This window comes from Aquimarina litoralis (assembly GCF_019295435.1).
GTDB lineage: Bacteria > Bacteroidota > Bacteroidia > Flavobacteriales > Flavobacteriaceae > Aquimarina > Aquimarina litoralis_A.
Genome location: NZ_WEKL01000010.1, coordinates 92,949 through 115,188, shown reverse-complemented (window position 1 = coordinate 115,188; position 22,240 = coordinate 92,949). Strand labels below are relative to the sequence as shown.

Genomic DNA, 22,240 nt, shown 5'->3' with positions numbered 1-22,240 from the left:
TTAGAATAGATTCTTATGAATTTCAATAAGATAAGTATACTAGGATGTGGATGGTTAGGATATCCATTAGCATTATATTTGCTTTCAAGAGGCGTAACAGTAAAAGGGTCTACTACAACCGAAAGTAAAATTGAAACTTTTCGAGAACAAGGAATAATTCCTTTTCTTTTTACATTAGGAGAAGGAGATAGTGTTATTTATAAGGATTTTCTTAGAGACAGTGAGGTGGTCATTATAAATTTTCCGCCAAGACGTATTCCTAATATTGTAGAAATATATCAAAAACAGATGGAGAGTATACTTCCATATATTTCTGAAAAACAAAAAGTTATTTTTGTTAGCTCTACATCAGTATATCAGAATACGAATAATGAAGTTTATGAGACCTTAAAAATTGAACCTGAAAAGGAATCAGGTAAAGCAATAGCTGCTGTAGAACAACAGCTACAAAATCAATTAGGAAATCGTTTAACCATACTGCGATTCTCTGGATTAGTAGGCGAAGATCGATTTCCAGGTCGATTTCTAGCCAATAAAAAAGAAGTGTCGAATGGTGATGCCCCTGTAAATATTATTCATAGGGATGATTGCATTGGTTTGATTCACGCAATTTTAGAAAAAGAAGTGTGGGGAGAGATTATTAATGGTTGTTCTGACCAACATCCATTGCGTAAAGATTTTTATACAAAAGCTGCTCTTAAAATAGGTTTAGTTCCTCCCACTTTTAAACAAAAGGATATAACTGCATATAAAATTATTGATAACACTAAGAGTAAAAAAATATTAGGATACTCTTATATCCATCCGGATCCTTTAGAGTTAATTTAAATTCTAAGTTTTAAAATGGATTATTTGAACCTTTCTTTAAACACTACTTCTTGTAATTTCTTTTTTCTTTCCCATTGCTTTATTTCCAGTTCAGGTTTGTTGTAGAACATATCCGTATACCCAAAACATAAATATCCGATAAGCTGGTTTTCTTTCGGAGCGTTCAGTATAGTCTTTACTTTTTCAGGATCTAGAATACTTACCCATCCCATTCCAATATTAAGTGATCGTGCCATTAGCCACATATTCTGAATTGCACAAACTACGCTGTATTTTCCCATATTAGGCATACTAGTTTGTCCAAGGACAGGACCTTCCTTAGGTTTGTAAAACACGGCAATATTTAAAGGAGCTTCAAGAATACCTTCTAATTTTAAGGAAATGTATTCTTTCTGCTTTTGATCAGAAAACAATTCAGCAGCCATCGTAGTTTCCTCAGAGAAACTCTGCTTAATAGCTAATTTGGTTTGTTTTTCTGTGATTAAAACAAACTCCCAAGGCTGTGAAAAACCTACTGAAGGAGCCGTTAATGCCGCTCTTAAAATTTTATCAATTGCATCTTCAGATATTGGGGTATCAATAAAACGATTTCCACGCACATCTCTACGATGCATTAATATTTCTTCTAGAAGAGATTGCTCTTCTTTAGTAAACATTCGTTGAAGTGTTTGTTCCATTTGGATTAAAGTTTTGATCTCACTGAGACTTAATATTGGGTAAAATGTAAAATTCCGATTTTATTTCTTTTTAAACTGTAACAAAACCGTTTGTTAGTTATCTATACAATGTAAACTACATCGATCAAAATACTATGAAACGATATCACATACAAATTCTTGTCATAATTTTCTTTTTTTCTGTTGCTACAAAAGCAAATACAGCTTACAAAATAGGACAAAAATCGCTAACTTATGTAGATGCAACTCGAAATAGACCATTAGACGTAGAAATCTGGTATCCTACAACCGATAATCCTTCTGAACAGAGGGTAAAAGAAACAAGAAAAGAAATTTTTCAAACAATTCGTACAATTCCTAATGCATCAATTCCTGATGAAAAATTCCCTATTCTTCTGGTGTCGCATGGAACGGGTGGGAATAGATTCTCTCTAACCTGGTTTATCAAATCTATGGTAGAAAAAGGATATATAGTTGTTTCGCTGGATCATTATGGGAATTCTACTTTTAATAAAATACCGAGAGAGTTTGTAAAATGGTGGGAAAGAGCTATTGATATTCAATTTGTTCTCACAAATGTACTTAAGGATGAAAAAATAGGAGCTAAAATTGATCAGTCTCGAATTGGAGGTGTAGGGTTTTCATTAGGAGGATATACGCAAATTGCTCTAGCTGGAGGATATGTAGATCGAGATAGTAATCGAACAAAACTTCCAGAGTTGCCACCAGAGTTTCCTGAAGGTGAAGAAGAAATCGATTTTGAAAAAGATCCCTTAATTCTGGCATCTTATAAAAAATATAAAGACCTGGTAAAGGATGATAGGATAAAGGCTTTTTTTGTAATGACACCTGCGATAGGTTTTGGTTTTCATTCTAAAGAGCAAACCAAAGATATTATAGCTCCTATTTTTATAGTAGCAGGAAAAGGAGATAAGAATACACCTACTCCATACAATGCTGAAAATTATCATCGTTTAATTAAAACAAGTACACTTTATCTCTTCGATGCACCAGTAGGGCATTATGTATTTTTGAATGAAGGCACTGAATTTGGTAAAAAAATATTACCAGAGCTTACAATTGATCCTCCAAAAGTAAATCGAAAAGCTATTCACAAAGAGACGATTAAATTAGCTGAGGATTTCTTTAGGATCAGTATGTAAGGATCTTTTTTTCTCTTTTTAGGACTTTGCAATATCAAAAACGTTCCATTTTGTGTGGTTAATTCCAAAAATTGGCTGTAAAATTTATAAAAATTACATTTGTTATATAGCTAAAATATACAACGATGCAAACAGCAAAAACTATTTCTTTTTTTAAAATCATTAAGTGGACGGGATTTCATATACTTTGGTTACTTCTCTTTTCTGGAGGTGTTGCTGCTTTGTATTATTTTAAGGTTATACAATTTAGTATCCCGTGGCTACCTATTTCTGTCATCGGTACTGCTGTTGCTTTTTATGTTGGTTTTAAAAATAACCAATCCTATGATCGTATGTGGGAAGCTCGTAAAATATGGGGTGGAATTGTAAACGATAGTCGTACTTGGGGAATGTATGTAGATGGATTTGTGACAAGTTTATTTGCGAAAACAGAAGTTTCCAAACAACAAATACAGGAGATTAAAAAACGATTGATTTATCGACATATAGCATGGCTGTATGCACATAGAAGTCAGTTATTAGTTGCTACGCCTTGGGAACATGTAAGTCAAGGAGGACATGTTGCAAGAAAAGCAAAATATTATCAAAAAAAGTTCGGAATAGGCTTGGTAGATGATGAATATACACGAACAGAATTGAAAAACTTTTTACCAAAAGAGGAGCATGATCGATTAGTAGCAAATGTAAATACAGCTACACAAATTATCAACGAACAATCTAGAGATTTAAAAGAACTTAGAGAACAAGGGCTCATTGAAGATTTCCGTCATATGGAAATGGCAGATGTACTTAGAAATTTCTATACGTTACAAGGCAAAAATGAGCGTATTAAAAAGTTTCCGTTACCGAGGCAATATGCTAATATGAGTAGAATTTTTGTTTGGATATTTATTTTCCTATTACCATTTAGTATGATACCTGAATTAATGAACTTGGGAGAAACAGGGTTTTGGCTGTCTGTACCGATTACAACATTAATTGGATGGGTGTATGTAATGATGGAACTTGTAGGAGATTATTCTGAAAATCCTTTTCAAGGAATGGCAAATGATATTCCGATGTTATCTCTTTGTAGGGTTATAGAAATAGATCTTAGAGAAATGTTAGGTGAAACCGATTTACCACCAAGTGTAAAAATTAAGAATGATATTTTAATGTAAAATACGCAAGTAATTTCTATAATTTATGAAAGTAAACCCTTCTATAAAACATCATGCTATTATCGGATTACTAACCGGTATATGGGGTTTTGTATTTGGATTTTTTGTAAGACCATTTGAACATGGAAAAATGGACACCAACAAATGGATTGTTGTTAGTGTTGGTTTTAGTATTGCAATTACCTTATCATACATTATTATCAGTTTTTTTCAGAAAATTATATACCAGAAATTATCTTCTTGGAATCGTAAGTTGGAAGTTTCTTTCTATATATTGTTTTATCTCTTATATACCTTCATAACCTATCTGTACTATTTAAGTGATATAGTAGATGGGTTTTATAATCTATATGAGTTTGTAACCAAAATCATTCTAGTTATTACGTTAATACTGACACCAATTATATTCTTGGCCAGAAGATATATTCTAAAATTGATACCTTCAGAAGAAGAATTTATGATTCTTAAAGGTGATAATAAAAAGGACTTTTTAAAGATTAAAAAAGAAGAACTCATCTGCATTTCTAACTCACAAAACTACGTTGAGATTTTTTTTATGGAGAACGAACAATTAAACACAAAATTGATTCGAAGTTCATTAAAGAAAATCCAATTAGAATTTGATTTTTTGATCCAAATTCATCGTTCTCATTTAATCAATCCTTCTCATTTCAGATCTTGGAAAGATTCAAATACGGTTGTACTAACACAAGTTGAACTTCCAGTTTCTAAAAGCTATAAAAATCAGCTTTTAGGGTTGTAATTTCCATACCAAAAAAAGAGGGTTTTATACCAAAGCTCTACAAATTAACCTAAAAACAACGTTTTTATACCTTCTCTTGTGATCGACAATTTGAGGTCATTTTTTGATAGTAAGTTTGAGTTCATCAATCATAAAATGTTATCAAAATGAAAAAACTTGCATGGGTAGTTTTTGTAGGCTGCTGTTTGTTATTTAGTTTCCAACCTGTAAAATATTTCCTAGCTGATGATCCCGTCGGTTTGTTAAGATCAAAACCTCTGGATAGCTATATGTATCTAATATCCTTTTATACACATATCAGTTTAGGAGGAATTGCACTGCTAATTGGTTGGATGCAGTTTGTCAAAAAAATTAGAGAGAAGTATCCGAAATTCCATAGGTTTATTGGGAAAATCTATATCATCTCTATTTTAATTAGTGGGCCTTTCGCATTTTATCTAGGCTTTTTTGCGTATGGCGGATTAGTTACTCAAATAGGATTTACATTTGGAGCTCTAATTTGGATTTTATTTACATTTCTGGGATATAGTGCGATTAGAAAAGGAAATGTAGAAAAGCATAAGGAATATATGATGCTCAGTTATACGGGTACTTGCGCTGCTATTGTATTACGATTAATTCTTCCATTATTGATGCTGGTTACCAGTTTTAAAATAGCATATGGGATTTCTGTTTGGGCAAGTTGGATTCCAAGTACGTTATTAGTCTATCTATCGATTCATAAAAAAGATCTTTTGATTTCTTTTTACAGAAGATTTTATATCAAACAAGCCAGTATTACTTTGCTAGTGTTAGCAGGAGTAACTTTCTTGCTTTCTTTTACAAGTGCTCATACTTGGTTCTATAAAGAAGCTGCTTTTAAAGGAGAATCTCTGGAAAAAGTAGCATCTCTTTCTGGTTCTAGTTTTACAAAAGAAAAGTTGATAGAGATTGAAGATTATCTTAAAGAAGAATCGGAAACCACCAGTATGCTAGTTTTAGAAAATGGTAAAGTTATTCTAGAATATGGAGATGTATCAGAGATTAGTTATTTGGCTTCTGCTCGAAAAAGTATAGTGAGTATGTTATATGGTAAATATGTGATGAATGGTACTATTGATCTAAATGAAACTATAGGAAGTATTGGAATTGATGAAGATGATGGATTGTTAGAGATTGAAAAGAAAGCTACAGTAACAAATCTGATCACATCGCGATCTGGTGTTTTTCATAAAGCGGCAAATGGAGGCGATGACCCTCAAAACAAGAAAGAAAGAGGAAGTAAAAAACCTGGTGAATATTATGTGTACAATAATTGGGATTTTAATGTAGCTGGCCACATTTTGGAAAAAAAATCTGGAAATACTTTGTATCAGGAACTCGAAAATCAATTAGCTATTCCATTAGGATTTGAAGATTGGAATATTGAGAATCAAATGAAAACAGTAAATCGAAAAAAATCCAGATATCCGGCACATCATATGCATCTTTCTACAAGAGATATGGCAAAAGTGGGGCAATTAATGTTGCAAAAAGGGAAATGGAAAGGAAAACAATTAATATCCGAAGAATGGATTGAGAAAATTACAACTAGTGTTACACCAAAAGATACGGTAAATAGCAGATATGGAATTGACCCTTCAAGTCCAATGCAACGTTCCTATGGTTATATGTGGTGGCCGTTTGAACGATTCTATGATAATCCAGATTTTGAAGGAGCATATACAGCTTCTGGAGCATATGGACATTTTATTACTGTTATCCCTAAACGAAATGTAGTGATTGCGCACAAAACTACTAGAGATTTACTCACGTTAAGTGGTCTCTCTGATCGAGCAAGAACACCAAAATGGAGATACTGGTGGATTCTAAGAAACTTAATGTTAACTAGAAAAAACATCTCAGAATTAGAAGCCACCAAATCAACTAACGAAATAATCACATTCATAAAACAAGAATACGTTAAGGATTCTGAATATGCTATTTCAGAACGTTTGATTAATGAATATGGGCAATCCCTTGCGGATAAAGGAAAACATGAAGATGCTATTAAGTTTTTTGAACTCAATTTGGAATTATATCCAAATCACGGCTACTTCACACATCGAATATTGAATTATTATGGAGAGAGTTTGATACAACTTGGAAGAAAAGAAGATGCATTAAAAGCATTTGAAAAATCCTTAGAGTTTAATCCAGAACCTTACAACTCCATTGCCAAGCAAAAAATAGAAGAATTAAAGAAGAAATAAGCAATTAAAAGTTAAAAAGGCGATCTAATGAAAGATCGCCTTTTTTAATATAGTCATTTCTTTAACTTTTTAGACTCACCATCAAAACTCTGTATTAATTTGTATTTAGTTTTGTTTATGCAACTCATAATTTTAATAACTAAAAATTATGAGTTGTTGTATTTGTAATTGTTCATGTTTTATATTAACATTTTATAATCGATCTTATATTTTTTATCTATATAAATAATTGATAATAAGGTGTTTAAATTTATTTCTAATATTTTTTTGTTTAACATATTTCAAGAGGTTCTGTTAAACAAAATATAAATAATTTTATCATTAATAATATTTATAAAAATCATAATAAATATAAATGATAACTAATGAATATTAAGAGGTAAATTAGTAGGAAAAGGTTAACTTATTAAAAGAATAGTAATATGAAAATCAGAGTGTTAATTTACGTTGGGCTTATATTGTTTTTGTCCAATTGTGCGGTGATAAGACCTGGAGAAGCAGGTGTTAAACAGACGCTAGGAAAACTGTCGGATAACGTTGCTACTCAGGGCACGATGTTTTATAATCCTTTAATTAGTAAAGTAATAAAGGAGTCTACTCAGACAAATAATATAAAGTTGATATTGAGTCTTCCAAGTAAGGAAGGATTAAGTGTAAATTCTGAAATTTCAATTCTTTACCGATTAGAGCAAAATAAAATACCTAGTGTGTTGGAAAATTTGGGAAGAGATTATGAATCTATTATAACTAGTGTATTCAGATCAGCTTCTTCTGATGTATGTGCGAAGTTTTTTGCGAAAGATATGCACTCTGGAATGAGAGCGAATATAGAAGAAGAGATCAAAGTGAAGATGAAAGGAAATCTCGAGAAACAAGCGGATGGGATTGAGCTTATTGCAGTGCTAATGAAAAGTATTCAATTGCCAAGAGGTTTGGCAAATTCAATTGAAAGAAAATTACAAGCAGAGCAAGATGCCATGAGAATGAAATTTGTAATTGATCAGGCTAAATTAGAAGCTGATAGAAAGATCATTGATGCAAAGGGAGAAAGAGATGCTCAGAAAATACTAGCAGAAGGTTTGACCAAAGAAATTATTCGAATTCGTAGTATTGAAGCATTTAACAAGCTTTCAGAATCTCCCAATAGTAAAGTGATCATTACAGATGGGAAGGCTCCATTTTTGATAGCGGGAGATGATTAATTAAAAAGTAAAATGTAAAACAAAAAAAGTATGGAAATCATTTTTGAATATCATAACGCAAGAAGTAATGGATATGTGTCATCAATGGCGACTAAGAAATTAAAAAGATTGATTAGAAAGTATCCTTTTATAATAAAAAGCTATGTGTTTTTTAAAGAAGAACTTAGTCTGAAGGAAAAAGGGAGAGGATACATCTGTGGAATTCGACTAAGTAGTCCTGGACCTTTATTATATGCTTCTTCACATAATAGTGATTTGTTAAGTGCTCTCAATGAGACTATAAAAAGCCTAAAGACACAACTCAATAAGCGTAAATCACTTCTACACAATGGTTAACTGAATTGGTAGTAGTGTTGTTTTCATAAATTGTTTAGTTGTTGCTTGCAAAAAGCCTGTTTCTTCCCTGTTAAACAGCCTTTTTCTATTCATAATTCTAATAGTATAAGATTTATAGATGAAAAAAGGCGATCTTTAATTAGATCGCCTTTTTAATTGAATGTATAATAAATTATTTGTCTAATGCCATTTCTGGTTCTTTGACAGCTGCTTTGCTTTCAAACTGATTACTCGTGTTTTTAGCACCACCAGCTTTTAAAGCCTTATCACCAGCAAAGAATGTTTTGTGATCATCACCAAGATCAGAACCTGCCATTCGTTGATGTTTAACACAAGAAACTCCTTTTCTTATTTCCTGACGTTGAACAGATCCTACGTATGCTAACATTCCCTTATCACCAAAATAGCCTTCTACTAAATCATTCATGTGTAATGCAGTAGTATGATATGTTGGCAATGTAATTAGGTGATGGAAGACACCCGCTTCTCTAGAAGCATCTGCCTGGAAATTTCTTATCATTTCATCCGCTCTGTTAGCTAATTCTGTTCCATCATATTTAGCATCCATAAGCTCTGAACGAGTATACGCTGAAGTATCCTCGCCAGCTTCCACCATAAGATCATACGCTTGCTGACGGAAATTGATCGTCCAGTTAAATGATGGAGAATTGTTATATACTAATTTAGCATTTGGTACTTGTTCTTTTACTCTATTTACCATGTGTGCAATTTGCTTCACGTTTGGTGTAGGAGTTTCAATCCATAATAAATCAGCACCGTTTTCTAAACTTGTAATACAATCCAATACAACTCTATCGATGTTTGATCCTTCTTTGAATTTATACAATCCATTAGGTAATCTAACAGGTCTTACTAATTTACCATCACGCTTAAATAATACATCATTCTCATTTACCTCATCGATGCGAACTTCTTCAGCTTCTACAAAATCCATATACTGAGAAGCTAAATCACCTTCTTCTTTAGAAACTGGTAGTTTTTGTGTTAAACCAGCACCTTCAGAATCTGTTCTTGCTACAATAATACCATCATCTACTCCTAATTCTAAGAAAGCGTATCTAAGAGCATTTAGTTTTGCAATAAAATCTTCATGAGGTACTGTTACTTTACCATCTTGATGTCCACATTGTTTTGCATCAGAAACCTGATTTTCAATTTGAAGTGCGCATGCTCCGGCTTCTATCATTTTCTTTGCCAAAAGATATGTTGCTTCTTCATTTCCAAAACCAGCATCTATATCAGCAATGATTGGCACTACATGTGTTTCAAAATTGTCAATTTCATCTTGTACATCTTCACCTGCATCCAAACGACGGAAAAGATCATTTAATTCTACAGCATCAGCTTGACGTAAAAAGGTGTAAATCTCTTCTATTAAGTTAGCCACAGCAGTCTTTTCATGCATTGACTGATCTGGTAAAGGTCCTAACTCAGAACGCAATGCAGCAACCATCCAACCAGAAAGATATAAATAGGTTTTATTCGTTGTACCCTTATGTTTTTTTACGGCTATCATTTTTTGTTGTGCCACAAAACCATGCCAGCAACCAAGTGATTGTGTATAGTTAACACTATTAGCATCATACTCAGCCATATCCTTTCGCATAATCGATGCAGTATATTTAGCAATGTCTAAACCTGTTTTAAATCTATTTTGTACTGCAATTCTTGCAGCATTTTCTGGGCTAATAGTTGCCCAAGTATTTCCATATTTAGCTTTTAACGTACGTACTGTATCAAGTGCTGAATTATAAGTAGTCATAATTTTGTTTTTAAATTTTATTTAAGGGTTTACTTTTTTATGTTTCGTTATTTGGTTTTTTCTGAATTGTAATCAATCGTGTTGTTGACGGCCCAGTTGGTGACCAAGGTTTTCGTTTTTGCTGTTGACATCATCTTTTAATTTTTAGTATTCATTAATAATCCGAATCCTAATTGCTACTTACAGGCTTCAACCAGATTCCTACTGTGTAATTTTCTTTACTAAGTGTATTAGTAGATTAATTACAGGACAATATTAGAAAAAAGTTTTTGATAAAAAAAGCGAACGTTCGCTAAATTGTTTAAAAATATTTAAAATGTGATTTTCGCAAAAAATTATTTAAACCTTTTTTTGTTCAATTAATGGTGAACTGTTTTCTTGATTTTTTATCTGATATTCAATGTTTTATGTTGTATTTATTTTTGTTTTTTACAGTTGTATGATATTAGATTTTTAGCTGGTAAAAGCTCTTTTTTTATTTTTAATAAAAAATAATTTTTTTAAAAATGAGGTCGTTTTTCTTCAGGTTTTAGAAAAAATAAATATATTTTGGAGTGGATTTTTAATCATATTTGATATAAATGACTGTACTTATAAAGACTAAATTGTAGGAGATTTTATAATTGGAGTTAGATTTTGTAAGAAGTATTTTTTAGTGATCTAATTGTGGTGATTGGTAATTTGAATTTTGGAATAGTAAACTGATACTATGAGTCTTGAATTAATAATTCGTATTATTGTAATGATAAAATACTTCTTTTATTCATTGGGATATCATAAAATTATATCATTTTTATTAGCTATTCTTTACTGTGTGTCCTTAAATGCGCAGGAATTACCTCCTATCCAAAATTATTCACCAAAAACTTATAAAGGTGAGAGTCAAAATTGGGCTGTTTGTCAATCTTCAGACAAACGAATCTATGTAGCCAATAATAAAGGATTATTAGAATTTAATGGTGCAATATGGAAGGTATATCCTTCTCCTAACGAATCTATTTTAAGATCTGTAAAAGCAGATGGAAATAGAATCTATACGGGTTGCTACATGGAATTTGGGTTCTGGGAGAAAGATGATTTGGGAGAACTGAAATACACATCGTTATCACAAAACCTTGCTGTAGACTTAATCGAAGATGAAGAATTTTGGAATATTATTAAGATTGAAGATTGGATTGTTTTTCAATCACTAAATCGCATTTATATTTATGATGTAGTGAATGCTTCAGTGAATACTGTAGATTCAGATCATACAATTACGAAAATATATAAAGTTGATAATAGTATTTATTTCCAGATTCTTACAGAAGGAATTTTTCAAATAAAAAATGGTAAAGGATTTCGTGTTATTGATAATGATATTGTTAAAAATAAGGAGGTCGTTTCTATAACAGGGAACACAAATGATTTACTTATTTTAACAAGAGATGATGGCTTTTATAAGTTCAAAAATAACCAATTAATAAAGTGGAATACAAAAACAGAAAAATTACTCACTGAAGTAAGTATTTATAATGCAATTAAAACTAAAGACAATAGTTTTGTTCTTGGAACTATTGCCGATGGACTTATTTATTTAGATAGTAATGGAGATCTGTTGCACCAAGTAGATCAAAATAATGGATTAGCTAATAATACAGTTTTGTCGGTTTTTGAAGATGTTGACAGAAATATTTGGTTAGGACTAGATAACGGAATAAGTTATATCAATGTAGATTCTCCATTTAGGATATATAAGAATAATCGAAGTGTTTTAGGAAGCGTTTATGCCTCAGCTATTTATCAGGATTATTTATATCTAGGAACTAATCAAGGTCTTTTTTATAAAGAACTAAACGGAAATGAGGATTTTCGATTTATAGAGGGTACAGAAGGGCAAGTTTGGTGTTTACATAAAATTGAAGGAACATTATTTTGTGGTCATAACAACGGTACATTTACAATTCAGAATAATCAGGCAAAAAAAATATCAAATGTTCAGGGAACTTGGAATATTCGTAAATTAAAAGATAGGCCAAACCTTTTGTTACAAGGTAACTATGATGGTTTATATATTTTAGAAAAGACAGATAGCGATTGGCAATTAAGAAATAGGATTGAAGGGTTTCATAATTCATCTAGGTATTTTGAGGTTTTTGGAGATGATATTTTTGTAAATCATGAATATAAAGGAGTATTCAGAATACAAGTCGATTCTAGTTTTTATGAGGTAAAAAATATTCATAACGATACTACAATCATTGGTTCAAACTCTGGATTAATAAAGTATAATGAAGAGTTATTATATGCTTTTAAAGAAGGGATTTTTAAATATAATGGTCAAAAAGAGCAGTTCGTAAAGGACAGTGTTTTGAGCAAAATATACACAGAGGAAGAATACACTTCGGGGAAGTTAATTTTAGATATATCGAATAATAACTTATGGGTTTTTACCAAGTCTAATATCAGTTTTATTACCCAAGGAACATTAACCAGAACTCCAAAAGTTAGTAAAATACCATTTACCAAGGAAGAAAGAAACTGTGTTACTGGTTACGAAAGTGCTATGAGCCTCAAAGATGGAAGTTCATACTTTTTTGGAACTAGTAATGGTTATATTACAGCAGATATCAATAAATTGAATGTGAAAAGTTTTAAGGTTTATTTGGAAAACGTTATTCAGCAACCCAATAAGAAACAAAATAAAACGATAACATTTCTTAATAAAGAGTTACAAGGTGATTTTAAGAGCTCAGAAAACAACTTAGAAATATCCTATTATGCACCAGAATATAATCGATATTTAAAACCAAGATATCAATTTCAGTTAGTTGGTATATATGATGATTGGAGTGAATGGTCAGAAGCATCTTCAACCTTATTTCAAAACCTACCTTTTGGAGATTATACCTTTAATGTACGTTCTAAAATTGGCAATAAAATTTCTGAGAATACTGCTAGTTATTCCTTTAGTATTTCCAAACCTTGGTATATCACAAACCTGATGCTAGGAATTTACATATTAGGAATCATCTTGTTTTCCATTTTTATGCATACAATGTATAGACAGTATTATAAACGAAAACAAAATGAGCTGATAGAAAAGAATAAAAGAAAATTAGAATTGACTAATATTCAAAATGAAAAGGAAATTATCAGAATTAAAAATGAACAGCTAGAGAAAGAATTTGAAGGAAAAAGTAAAGAATTGGCTGCATCGACAATAGATTTGGCAAAAAAGAATGAATTACTGACTCAAATTAAAAATCATCTTACACATATTTCTGACCAAAAAGCAATTAAACCTGTTGTAGATATAATTGATGAGAATCTTAATCATAATGATAATTGGGAATTTTTTAAAGAAGCTTTTAATAATGTAGACAGAAAATTTTTGAAAAAACTCAAAAAGCACCATCCAGATTTAACACCAAATGATTTAAAGTTATGTGCATATCTAAGACTTAATTTATCATCAAAAGAGATAGCTCCATTGTTTAATATATCTGCTCGTAGTGTTGAAATTAAGCGTTATAGACTCCGTAAAAAACTAAATTTACAGCACGAAGAGAATCTTGTAAACTATATCCTACAATTATAATACCTATACAGCTAGATTTTTTACCTATACATTACCTATACAGCAATACGCTGTTCTTTTTTTTAACGCTTGTTTAATGTGCCTTTGAAACCGTTGACTAACGGGCTTTAAAGTGATAATAATTCAAAAAAATAAGTATTTATTTGAATTGTATGCTTTTTGTTGAGGTGTTTTTTGATGATTTCGCATTTTTTTAAAATAAGTTTACTCCAGTCTACAGACGGAATACATCACAAACAATCACTTAACTTAATATTTAAAAGTCATGTTACATGATACTTGGGGCGAATACAGAAAGCAAAGTTTCTACACAATTTTTACGGTCATTTTTAAAAACAATAGATATAATGAGAAATAATTTTCTAGCATTAATCATATTCTTTTTGTTAACAACACTTGGTTTCTCACAAGCTAATCAAGTATCTGTTGTAAACAATGAACAAGGAATAAAATTAGTAGTCAATGGAAAGGATTTCATGGTAAATGGTGTTAATTGGGATTATGTTCCAATTGGCTCTACCATAACAGATCCCGGAATTTGGGCAAAATCTGATGATATCATTAGAGCTGCTATAGATGGCGAAATGTCTTTACTTAAAAATATGGGAGTCAATGCCATTCGAACGTATAATTTGAAACCTAAATGGATCAAATATATTTATGAGAATTACGGCATTTATACAATGCTTAATATTACGTTTGGAGCCTATGGACTTACCATAAATGGAGCTTGGGTACCACAAACTGATTATGCAAATGCAGATACTAAAAAAGTATTAATGCAAGAGGCCAGAGATATGGCAAAGACATATAAAGGTACTCCTGGTTTATTAATATACATGATCGGTAATGAGAACAACTATCATTTATTTTGGTCAGGAGCAGAAACCGAAGATATACCGGTAGAAGATAAAGGAGATACTGGAAGATTGGCTGCTCGATTTTTATACAGAGCATTTAATGATGCTACGAAAGAGGTTAAAAAAATAGATCCGAATACTCCAGTAGCTATTTGTAACGGTGATTTAGGCTTTTTAGATATTGTCAAAGAAGAATGTACTGATATTGATATCTATGGAACCAATATGTATCGTGGAATTTCTTTTGGAGATGCTTTTCAAAGAGTGAAAAATGAATTAAACCTTCCTATTCTTTTTTCTGAATTTGGTGCAGATGCATTTAATGCAAGAGATAATCAAGAAGATCAATATTCACAGGCGTATTATGATGTTGGAAATTGGAAAGATATCTATGAAAATGCCGCTGGTTTAGGAAAAAGTGGGAACTCTATAGGTGGATTTACCTTTCAATTTAGCGATGGTTGGTGGAAATACAAACAAACTGAAAACCTGAGTGTTCATGACAATGCAGCTTCTTGGGCAAATGGAGGTTATAGTCGTGATCAAGGGAAAGAAGGCGATAATAATATGAATGAAGAGTGGTTTGGTATCTGTGCCAAAGGACCCACCAATGAAAGAGGTCTTTATGAGTTATATCCAAGAGCAGCTTACTATGCTTTAAAAGAAGTACATCGATTAAATCCTTATGAATCGGGAATGTCACTTGATTTTATGAGAAATTATTTCAACAATATTGAGATAACTGATGCAATGCTAAGAGCAAGAGGAGATAAAGCTGCTCTCGAAGGTAAAAGTAGCAGTAAGATAAGATTAAGCCAGTTAAGAGCGGAATTCACTACGTTTAATACTGGTGGTAAACTGATCACCACTCCAGAAAATGAAGATCCTAATGCAAATGTATTTCCAAACCAACAAGGTTTTGATCATATGCAATCCTATTATGTAGGTGTAGAAGGTAGACCCGCTCCTAATATGCGTGCCAATGTGAACGTTAATATCCTCGGTAATGTAGCTGGAAATCCTATTAATGAATTATTCTATGAAAGTGTGGGGAGACCTGTGGTGGTGCAAGGTGTAGAAGGCGTAGAAGGAGTAAATGATTTAGGTGTTGAAATAACTGATTTTAATAGGTTACGGGTGTATAATGCAGAATATGAATGGAACACTAAAATTGCTGACATCAAAGGATTCTACAGAACCGGTCACTATCATTGGGGTTATGAAGGGGATTTTTTTGGATTGTACCCAGAAGCTAACTATGGCCCAAACCTAGATATCTATAATGGTGAAATTTTGGGAATGGAAATAAATGGTAAAGGAAGTTTAGATGGTTTAAAAGCCGCATTTGGTCCACAAGTATGGTGGGGCGCTAATCCTACTGCGTTATTGAAATATCGAACCAACATAAAAAAATTCGATATCACTGGTATTTACCATAGAGATTTCGAGACGGATATAGCATTGGACGAAAGTGGAAGCCGTGTATTGGATGCAAATCAGGTAAGAAGTGGTGTAATTCCACCTTGGCCAACCGAAAGAGCTACGTTGGTAGTAGAAAGAGATCTTGGCGCATTTGGTTTTGCACTCGGAGGTATATGGGCAGGTAGTCCGTTAAACGATATTAGCTATCAAGATATAAGAGATGGAGTAGTATATGAAGATAAGATAAATAGCAAAGACAATTGGGGAGCTAAAGCAAAAATAACATATTCTAAAGGAAAATTCAATTGGTATGCCCAAGGTGCTACCACTGGATTGGTAGCAAATGGAGGAGCAGATCAAACTCAATCTTTTGCTGGTTGGAAACTGAGAGACAACGGAAGTGGAAACCAAAATAGTTTTCTAACCGGTTTTACATACACCGTTGGGAATTGGCAGATAGCACCGAATTTTCTATGGCAAGAGCCCTTAGTCGATGCGATACCAAATGATGCAGGTGGAACCGCAAGATTAAGAAACATTCTTGTAGATCCATTTGTAGTGCGAGCAAACAGAAAAACAACTGCAGGAGAGATATTATTTACTTATGATCCTACTCCTGGATCTTGGTTTTATCAATGGGATAATGACAGAAAGGAAGATGCTAAATTGGCTTTTAATTTAGGATTTACCTATTGGCATCTTCCTACAACAATGGATGCACACATCGGATTCTTAGCAGATCGTACCATATTTGCGTTTCCTGGTTCTGTACCAGCTAGAGATTTATGGGAAGCACGTTCACGAATCGTATCTAAAATAAATCCTGATTTAGGGATGGTTGCAAATGTATATGCTGGTAATGGTCAGGCAAATGGTAGTGATGCTAGAGAAATCGATAGAATCGGTGGAGATATACGTGTGATTTATAAAAAGTGGATGTTTCAACATACCTTTCAAATAGATGATTGGGGACCTTATGATTATCATCGAGATTTTAACTTAACATATCCAGTACAATTAATGTTGGATATATCAACATCTATTGGCAAACCAGATTGGTTTATCCTACCAAGCACCAGAATTGGGCTTCGCGGTACTTGGCGTTCTTTAAATGAGTTTTCTCCTCGATATTCGCCCACAGCAGTACCACCAAATACATTCCCTCCAGAACCTATATTAAGTCCAGTTGGATTTGACGACGGTAACGAATGGGAGATCAGAACGTACATACACATTAACATAGGAAAATAAACAGATGAAATAAGCCATAACAATGAAGTGGATACTAATTGAAATGATTATTGGCGATTCCATCTGACTTTGAAAAAACAATAATATAAACAGATGAAAATGAAGAATAGAAAACAGATTAACTTGAAAACCATATTCTCTTTGACATTGGTTTTAGTACTACTCGTTGGCTGTGAAAGAAACCTTTCAGACGAAGCGGTTTTTGCAACCTTTCCAAATACTGCTGACATTTTCACAGATAGTCCTGTAAGTCTTACAGACGAATTTTTTAGATCATTTGACCCTGCTTTAGGCGCTAATCCCGAAGCTTTTGGAACTGATGATGATGTAGCTTTTGAAGGAAACTCTTCCATAAGAATTGATGTGCCAGCAGCAAATGATCCGAATGGGAGTTTCGTAGGAGGTATATTTCTGGATAGAGGTGTAGGAAGAGATTTAACAGGGTATACAGCTTTATCCTTTTGGGCTAAGGGCTCTGTAACTGCTACTATAGGTTTAGTAGGTTTTGGGACCGATTTTGAAGAAAATAAGTTTGCAGTTGAAAGACAGAATATTCAATTATCTACAGATTGGCGAAAATACATTGTTCCGATTCCTGATCCTTCAAAATTAATACAAGAAAGAGGGATGTTTATTTTTTCAGCTGGAGGGCTAGATATAATCGATTCAGTGCCTAATGGAAATGAGATTGGTTTTACCTTTTGGATTGATGAGTTACGATTTGAGAACCTAGGCACAATAGCTCAACTCAGACCATCTATATTTTCCGGTGAAGATCTAACCGAGCAAGGTTTTGTAGGGTCTAATAGATTAATTAACAATTTAGGAGCAACTTTTAATGCTCCGACCGGAGAAGATATTACCGTAGGTGTTGCACCAAGGTATTTTGATTTTTCGTCCTCCAATACTGATGTTGCCTTTATTAATGAATTAGGATCAATTGAAATTGTTGGTGAAGGTACAACAACCATTACAGGTCAACTTAATGGTGTTTTGGCTGAGGGATCTTTGAGTTTAGAGGTACTCGGTAGTTTTGTTGGAGCAGATACTCCTCCAGCACGAGATCCTGGAGATGTTATATCCATATTTAGTGATGCATACACCAGTGTTAACAACTTGAACTTTGCTGTATTCAATGATCCAAATGTACAGGTCCAAACACAAAATTTCAATAATGATCAGATCGTTACGTACGATAATTTAGGCTTTGTTGGACTTGGTTGGGATGGTACAAATGATGTATCTGCTATGACACATTTACACATAGATGTACAGCTTAGTAGTCCTACAAGTCCAGCACTTACTGTTGAATTAATTGACTTTGGAGCTAATGACGCAGATGGAGGTGGAGATGATACAGGAGGAGGATTCGTTGTACCCAACTCAGAATTAATAGAAGGTACTTGGGTTGGAATAGATATACCTATCAATTCCTTTACCCAACCTACAGGAGGTGGATTTGCTGGTTCTCCCAATTTGAACAATATAGCAAGAGTTGCTTTGATATCAAATGGCAGTTCTTTTATAGTTGATAATATTTATTTCTACAGAGAGTAAAAACAATTTAAAAATGAATAAGAATTTAAATAAAATAATAGGAGCTCTTTTTATACCGTGTCTTTTCTTAATTGGCTGTGGAACTGATGATACTCAAACGGTAGCCAGATTTAATAATTTGGTAGCAGAAGATAATTTTGATATAGATGGCCAGATTGATACGTCTTTTTGGAATTTTGACATTGGTGATGGCTCAGAACAAGGGCTTCCCGGATGGGGAAATAATGAGTTGCAATTTTATACAGATCGACCCGAAAATGTAACTGTAGAGAACGGTTTTTTGTTGATTACAGCTCAAGAAGAAGATTTTAATGGAGCACAATATACCTCTGCAAGATTACAAACCAAAGGAAAAATCCAACAGCGTTATGGGCGTTTTGAAGCGCGCATCCGATTACCATTTGGTCAGGGAATGTGGCCTGCCTTTTGGCTTTTAGGAGATGATAGCGACGGTAGCGTTTGGCCACAGATAGGTGAGATCGATATTATGGAGAATACTGGTGATGCCCCTACAGAAATATTTGGAACAGTCCACGGACCAGGTTACTCGGCGGCAAGCTCTATATCAAAAACATATACACTAGAAAACGATAGGGTAGACACAGGCTTCCATATTTATGGAATAGAATGGGGACCAAATTATATAAACTATTATGTCGATGATGTATTATACTATCAAATTACTCCTGAAGAAGTGAATGAAGAAACAGATGGAGAAGGAGAATGGGTATTTAACGATAGAGAGTTTTACATTATTTTAAATCTTGCAGTTGGTGGTAACTTACCTGGACCGCCAAGCGAAGAAACAGTCTTTCCTCAAACCATGGTGGTAGACTATGTACGAGTATATGAATCTATAAATACAAACTAAAATTAATCAATACGAAAACATGAAACGAACCATTAAAGAGGATCTTGATACACGCTACAATGATTACTTGGTAAGTTGCATGTAACTTCTAAAACAATAATATCTATGAAATGAGCCATAAGATTCAAATGGTAATACTCACCAAGGTTTTTAATGGCGAATTACATATGACATATAAAAAACAATAAAATTTGAACATATGAAACAGTTTATCACAAAAACAAAGATAATTTGGATTTTAATAGTGGCTGTTGCTTTTTTGGGATGCGAAGATGATGATGATGCTAGCTTACCACAGGTTACTGCAAGTTTCGCACAAACTATCAACCAAGACACAGGTGTTGTATCTTTTATCAATCTCTCGGAAAATGCTGATAGTTATACTTGGAATTTTGGAGATGGTACAACTTCTACCGAAATTAATCCAACTAAAATATATCCAACAGGAAACTATACTGTAATATTAACTGCAAAAAATGTAGCTGGGGCAGAAGGTACTTTTGAAGATGAAATATTTATAAATATTCCTTTGCCCATTACATTTCCTATTAATTTTGATGATACCAATGTCAATTATGATGTTACTACATTCAATGGAGCAGCATTCGAAATTGTCGAAAATCCAGATCCTACTGGAGCAAATCCAAGTACATCAAATGTAGGACAAATTACAAATAGCGGAGCTGCGTTTGAAGGTTTCTTTTTTAATTTAGGAGAACCCTTAAGTTTAGCAGAACAAAAATCTGTAAAAGTGATATTCTGGTCGAATATTCCAATCGATGTTTTATTGAAGCTCGAAGAAGGAACTGGTGGAGATGTGGAAACCACAGCGAGTCATGGAGGAACTGGATGGGAAGAAATATATTTTACGTTTGATTCTGGAGATTCGTTTTCAAGGTTTACGATGTTTGTAGATGGACCTGGTACCACATCTGGAACCTTTTATATAGATGATATTTCACAAGTTGATACGGCAGATATTCCTTGTACAGAGACTTTGTTAGAAATTCCAATAGATTTTGATTGCAATGGAATCGATTATGCAACGAAAATTGTGGGTAACGTATCCTTTACAGTGGTTGAAAATCCTGAGTTATCAGGAGTCAATAGTGAACCAACCATGGTTGGACAAATCACTAATGTAGGTGCAAATTGGGAAAATGCTTTTTTCAATCTAGATACAGCTGTTGATTTTTCATCAGATAAAGGAATACGAATGAAATTGTTTTCTAATCAGGCGCTACCAATTTTATTAAAATTTGAGGATGGTACCGAGGCCCCAGTAGAAAATGCACAGAATCATGGAGGTACCGGTTGGGAAGAATTGACATTCACATTAAATTCTTCTGCTTCTTATAATGATATGGTAATTTTTGTGGATGGTCCAGGTACGGCAGCTGGAACTTTTTATGTAGATGATATTGAGCAAGTTTCTGTTATGATTGCGGATCCTTGTGTCCCTGAAACTAGTCAATCTCTAAATGCTGCTGATTTTGATCTTACATTCCAAACTGATCCAACGGCAAGTATTGGCTCCTTTGATGCTGGTTTATCTTGGGTAGATAATCCTGATTTTGATAATAACGTAAATAAATCTTGTAAAGTTGGTCAAATCGATCGATCAGGAGCTGCATTATTTGCCAATAATCAAATTGATTTTGATTCAAAGTTTGACTTTAATGCAAATTCTGGCTTTAGATTGAAAGTATGGTCTCCTAATGCTGGTACCAATGTGCTTGTAAAATTAGAAGATAAAGCGAATGCTGCCATTAATATCGAGGTTGGTGCGGTAACCACTGTAGCAAGTGGCTGGGAAGAATTGACCTTTGATTTTGCTCCTGGAGAAAGCGGGAAATATGATAAAATTATATTGTTCTTTGAATTAAATACTAATACCACCGAAACCTATTTTATAGATGACTTTAGATTATATAGTTCTGGAGGTACTGGAGGTGGTTGTACTGGAGGACCTAATGCAGATGTGACCTCTTTTCCTGTAGATTTCGAAAATTGTGAAGGCTTTAATATTTCCTTTGGAGCAAATCAATCTAGAGAAATTATAGACAATCCTGTTTCTGGAGGAATCAATACTTCTGATAAAGTATATCGATTTACAAAACTTGCAGGAGCAGATGGTTTTGGAGGTTTTCAAAATATTTTTGCAGCTGGTAGTTTTTCAAACAATGCAACCATTACCTTTAAGATATATGCTACGTTACCAAACCAAGAAATTCGTTTAGAAATTGTAGCGATTCCTAATGATGGTTCTATTGGAAATCCGGCACCGTATATTCAAACACTTACCACTGATAATGACTGGGTGGAAATGTCTTTTGATTTATCAGCCAACGGATTTCCGAATACTGCTGATGAATCTGTGTATACCATGCTTGTTGTAAAACCTGGAAATGTAGATCCAGGAACAACACCAGCAGATGTTACTTTCTACTTAGATGATTTTAACATTACCCCAAATTAATATTTTAAATTTTCGAACAAAATAAGGCTGAGAGCTAACACACTTGGCCTTATTTAAATACCAAAATCAAAGACAAT

The 22,240-nt window shown here is 33.2% G+C and carries 14 protein-coding genes; 12 read left to right on the top strand and 2 right to left on the bottom strand.

The window, feature by feature from the left end; translation table 11 throughout:
• Positions 1 to 15 precede the first annotated feature (15 nt).
• Complete coding sequence (locus GBO31_RS07800; RefSeq protein WP_219007770.1) at positions 16 to 828, top strand: NAD(P)-binding domain-containing protein; 813 nt, start codon at positions 16 to 18, stop codon at positions 826 to 828.
• A gap of 20 nt (positions 829 to 848) precedes the next feature.
• Here the strand turns inward: GBO31_RS07800 and bluB are convergent, their stop codons facing one another.
• Positions 849 to 1,505, bottom strand: a complete 657-nt coding sequence (gene bluB / locus GBO31_RS07795; RefSeq protein WP_219007769.1) for a 5,6-dimethylbenzimidazole synthase — start codon at positions 1,503 to 1,505, stop codon at positions 849 to 851.
• A gap of 134 nt (positions 1,506 to 1,639) precedes the next feature.
• Between bluB and GBO31_RS07790 the strand changes: the two genes are divergently transcribed.
• The 6 genes from GBO31_RS07790 (at position 1,640) to GBO31_RS07765 (ending at position 8,360) form a co-directional block, all read left to right on the top strand.
• Entirely contained in the window at positions 1,640 to 2,668 is a 1,029-nt protein-coding gene (locus tag GBO31_RS07790; RefSeq protein WP_219007768.1) for an alpha/beta hydrolase family protein, read from the top strand.
• Between the two features lie 125 nt (positions 2,669 to 2,793).
• Positions 2,794 to 3,828, top strand: coding sequence for a bestrophin family protein (locus tag GBO31_RS07785; RefSeq protein WP_219007767.1), 1,035 nt, complete (start codon positions 2,794 to 2,796; stop codon positions 3,826 to 3,828).
• A gap of 25 nt (positions 3,829 to 3,853) precedes the next feature.
• Complete coding sequence (locus GBO31_RS07780) at positions 3,854 to 4,591, top strand: LytTR family DNA-binding domain-containing protein (protein ID WP_219007766.1); 738 nt, start codon at positions 3,854 to 3,856, stop codon at positions 4,589 to 4,591.
• A gap of 146 nt (positions 4,592 to 4,737) precedes the next feature.
• A complete protein-coding gene (locus tag GBO31_RS07775; RefSeq protein WP_219007765.1) occupies positions 4,738 to 6,822 on the top strand; it encodes a DUF2306 domain-containing protein in 2,085 nt (694 codons plus the stop codon).
• Positions 6,823 to 7,244: 422 nt separating this feature from the next.
• Entirely contained in the window at positions 7,245 to 8,024 is a 780-nt protein-coding gene (locus GBO31_RS07770; protein ID WP_219007764.1) for a prohibitin family protein, read from the top strand.
• 30 nt (positions 8,025 to 8,054) lie between these two features.
• The gene (locus tag GBO31_RS07765) at positions 8,055 to 8,360 is read left to right on the top strand and encodes an HPF/RaiA family ribosome-associated protein (RefSeq protein ID WP_219007763.1); all 306 of its coding nucleotides are present in this window, start codon (positions 8,055 to 8,057) and stop codon (positions 8,358 to 8,360) included.
• Between the two features lie 172 nt (positions 8,361 to 8,532).
• On the opposite strand, the gene GBO31_RS07760 is transcribed toward GBO31_RS07765, so the two are convergent.
• Positions 8,533 to 10,143 carry an isocitrate lyase gene (locus GBO31_RS07760; RefSeq protein WP_219007762.1) on the bottom strand — a complete coding sequence of 537 codons (1,611 nt, stop codon included), beginning with the start codon at positions 10,141 to 10,143 and terminating at the stop codon, positions 8,533 to 8,535.
• 709 nt (positions 10,144 to 10,852) lie between these two features.
• On the opposite strand from GBO31_RS07760, the gene GBO31_RS07755 reads away from it, so the two are divergent.
• The 5 genes from GBO31_RS07755 (at position 10,853) to GBO31_RS27180 (ending at position 22,163) form a co-directional block, all read left to right on the top strand.
• The gene (locus tag GBO31_RS07755) at positions 10,853 to 13,723 is read left to right on the top strand and encodes a triple tyrosine motif-containing protein (RefSeq protein ID WP_219007761.1); all 2,871 of its coding nucleotides are present in this window, start codon (positions 10,853 to 10,855) and stop codon (positions 13,721 to 13,723) included.
• Between the two features lie 347 nt (positions 13,724 to 14,070).
• Positions 14,071 to 17,256, top strand: coding sequence for a glycoside hydrolase family 2 TIM barrel-domain containing protein (locus GBO31_RS07750; protein ID WP_219007760.1), 3,186 nt, complete (start codon positions 14,071 to 14,073; stop codon positions 17,254 to 17,256).
• Between the two features lie 99 nt (positions 17,257 to 17,355).
• Positions 17,356 to 18,813, top strand: a complete 1,458-nt coding sequence (locus GBO31_RS07745; protein WP_219007759.1) for a glycosyl hydrolase family 16 — start codon at positions 17,356 to 17,358, stop codon at positions 18,811 to 18,813.
• Between the two features lie 13 nt (positions 18,814 to 18,826).
• Positions 18,827 to 19,684, top strand: a complete 858-nt coding sequence (locus GBO31_RS07740; RefSeq protein ID WP_219007758.1) for a glycoside hydrolase family 16 protein — start codon at positions 18,827 to 18,829, stop codon at positions 19,682 to 19,684.
• A gap of 199 nt (positions 19,685 to 19,883) precedes the next feature.
• A complete protein-coding gene (locus GBO31_RS27180) occupies positions 19,884 to 22,163 on the top strand; it encodes a PKD domain-containing protein (protein ID WP_219007757.1) in 2,280 nt (759 codons plus the stop codon).
• Positions 22,164 to 22,240 lie beyond the last annotated feature (77 nt).

Bases quoted from the DNA above. Each gene is read 5' to 3' on its own strand.
- GBO31_RS07800 (WP_219007770.1), top strand. From the start codon at position 16: ATGAATTTCAATAAGATAAGTATACTAGGATGTGGATGGTTAGGATAT.
- bluB (WP_219007769.1), bottom strand. From the start codon at position 1,505: ATGGAACAAACACTTCAACGAATGTTTACTAAAGAAGAGCAATCTCTT.
- GBO31_RS07790 (WP_219007768.1), top strand. From the start codon at position 1,640: ATGAAACGATATCACATACAAATTCTTGTCATAATTTTCTTTTTTTCT.
- GBO31_RS07785 (WP_219007767.1), top strand. From the start codon at position 2,794: ATGCAAACAGCAAAAACTATTTCTTTTTTTAAAATCATTAAGTGGACG.
- GBO31_RS07780 (WP_219007766.1), top strand. From the start codon at position 3,854: ATGAAAGTAAACCCTTCTATAAAACATCATGCTATTATCGGATTACTA.
- GBO31_RS07775 (WP_219007765.1), top strand. From the start codon at position 4,738: ATGAAAAAACTTGCATGGGTAGTTTTTGTAGGCTGCTGTTTGTTATTT.
- GBO31_RS07770 (WP_219007764.1), top strand. From the start codon at position 7,245: ATGAAAATCAGAGTGTTAATTTACGTTGGGCTTATATTGTTTTTGTCC.
- GBO31_RS07765 (WP_219007763.1), top strand. From the start codon at position 8,055: ATGGAAATCATTTTTGAATATCATAACGCAAGAAGTAATGGATATGTG.
- GBO31_RS07760 (WP_219007762.1), bottom strand. From the start codon at position 10,143: ATGACTACTTATAATTCAGCACTTGATACAGTACGTACGTTAAAAGCT.
- GBO31_RS07755 (WP_219007761.1), top strand. From the start codon at position 10,853: ATGAGTCTTGAATTAATAATTCGTATTATTGTAATGATAAAATACTTC.
- GBO31_RS07750 (WP_219007760.1), top strand. From the start codon at position 14,071: ATGAGAAATAATTTTCTAGCATTAATCATATTCTTTTTGTTAACAACA.
- GBO31_RS07745 (WP_219007759.1), top strand. From the start codon at position 17,356: ATGAAGAATAGAAAACAGATTAACTTGAAAACCATATTCTCTTTGACA.
- GBO31_RS07740 (WP_219007758.1), top strand. From the start codon at position 18,827: ATGAATAAGAATTTAAATAAAATAATAGGAGCTCTTTTTATACCGTGT.
- GBO31_RS27180 (WP_219007757.1), top strand. From the start codon at position 19,884: ATGAAACAGTTTATCACAAAAACAAAGATAATTTGGATTTTAATAGTG.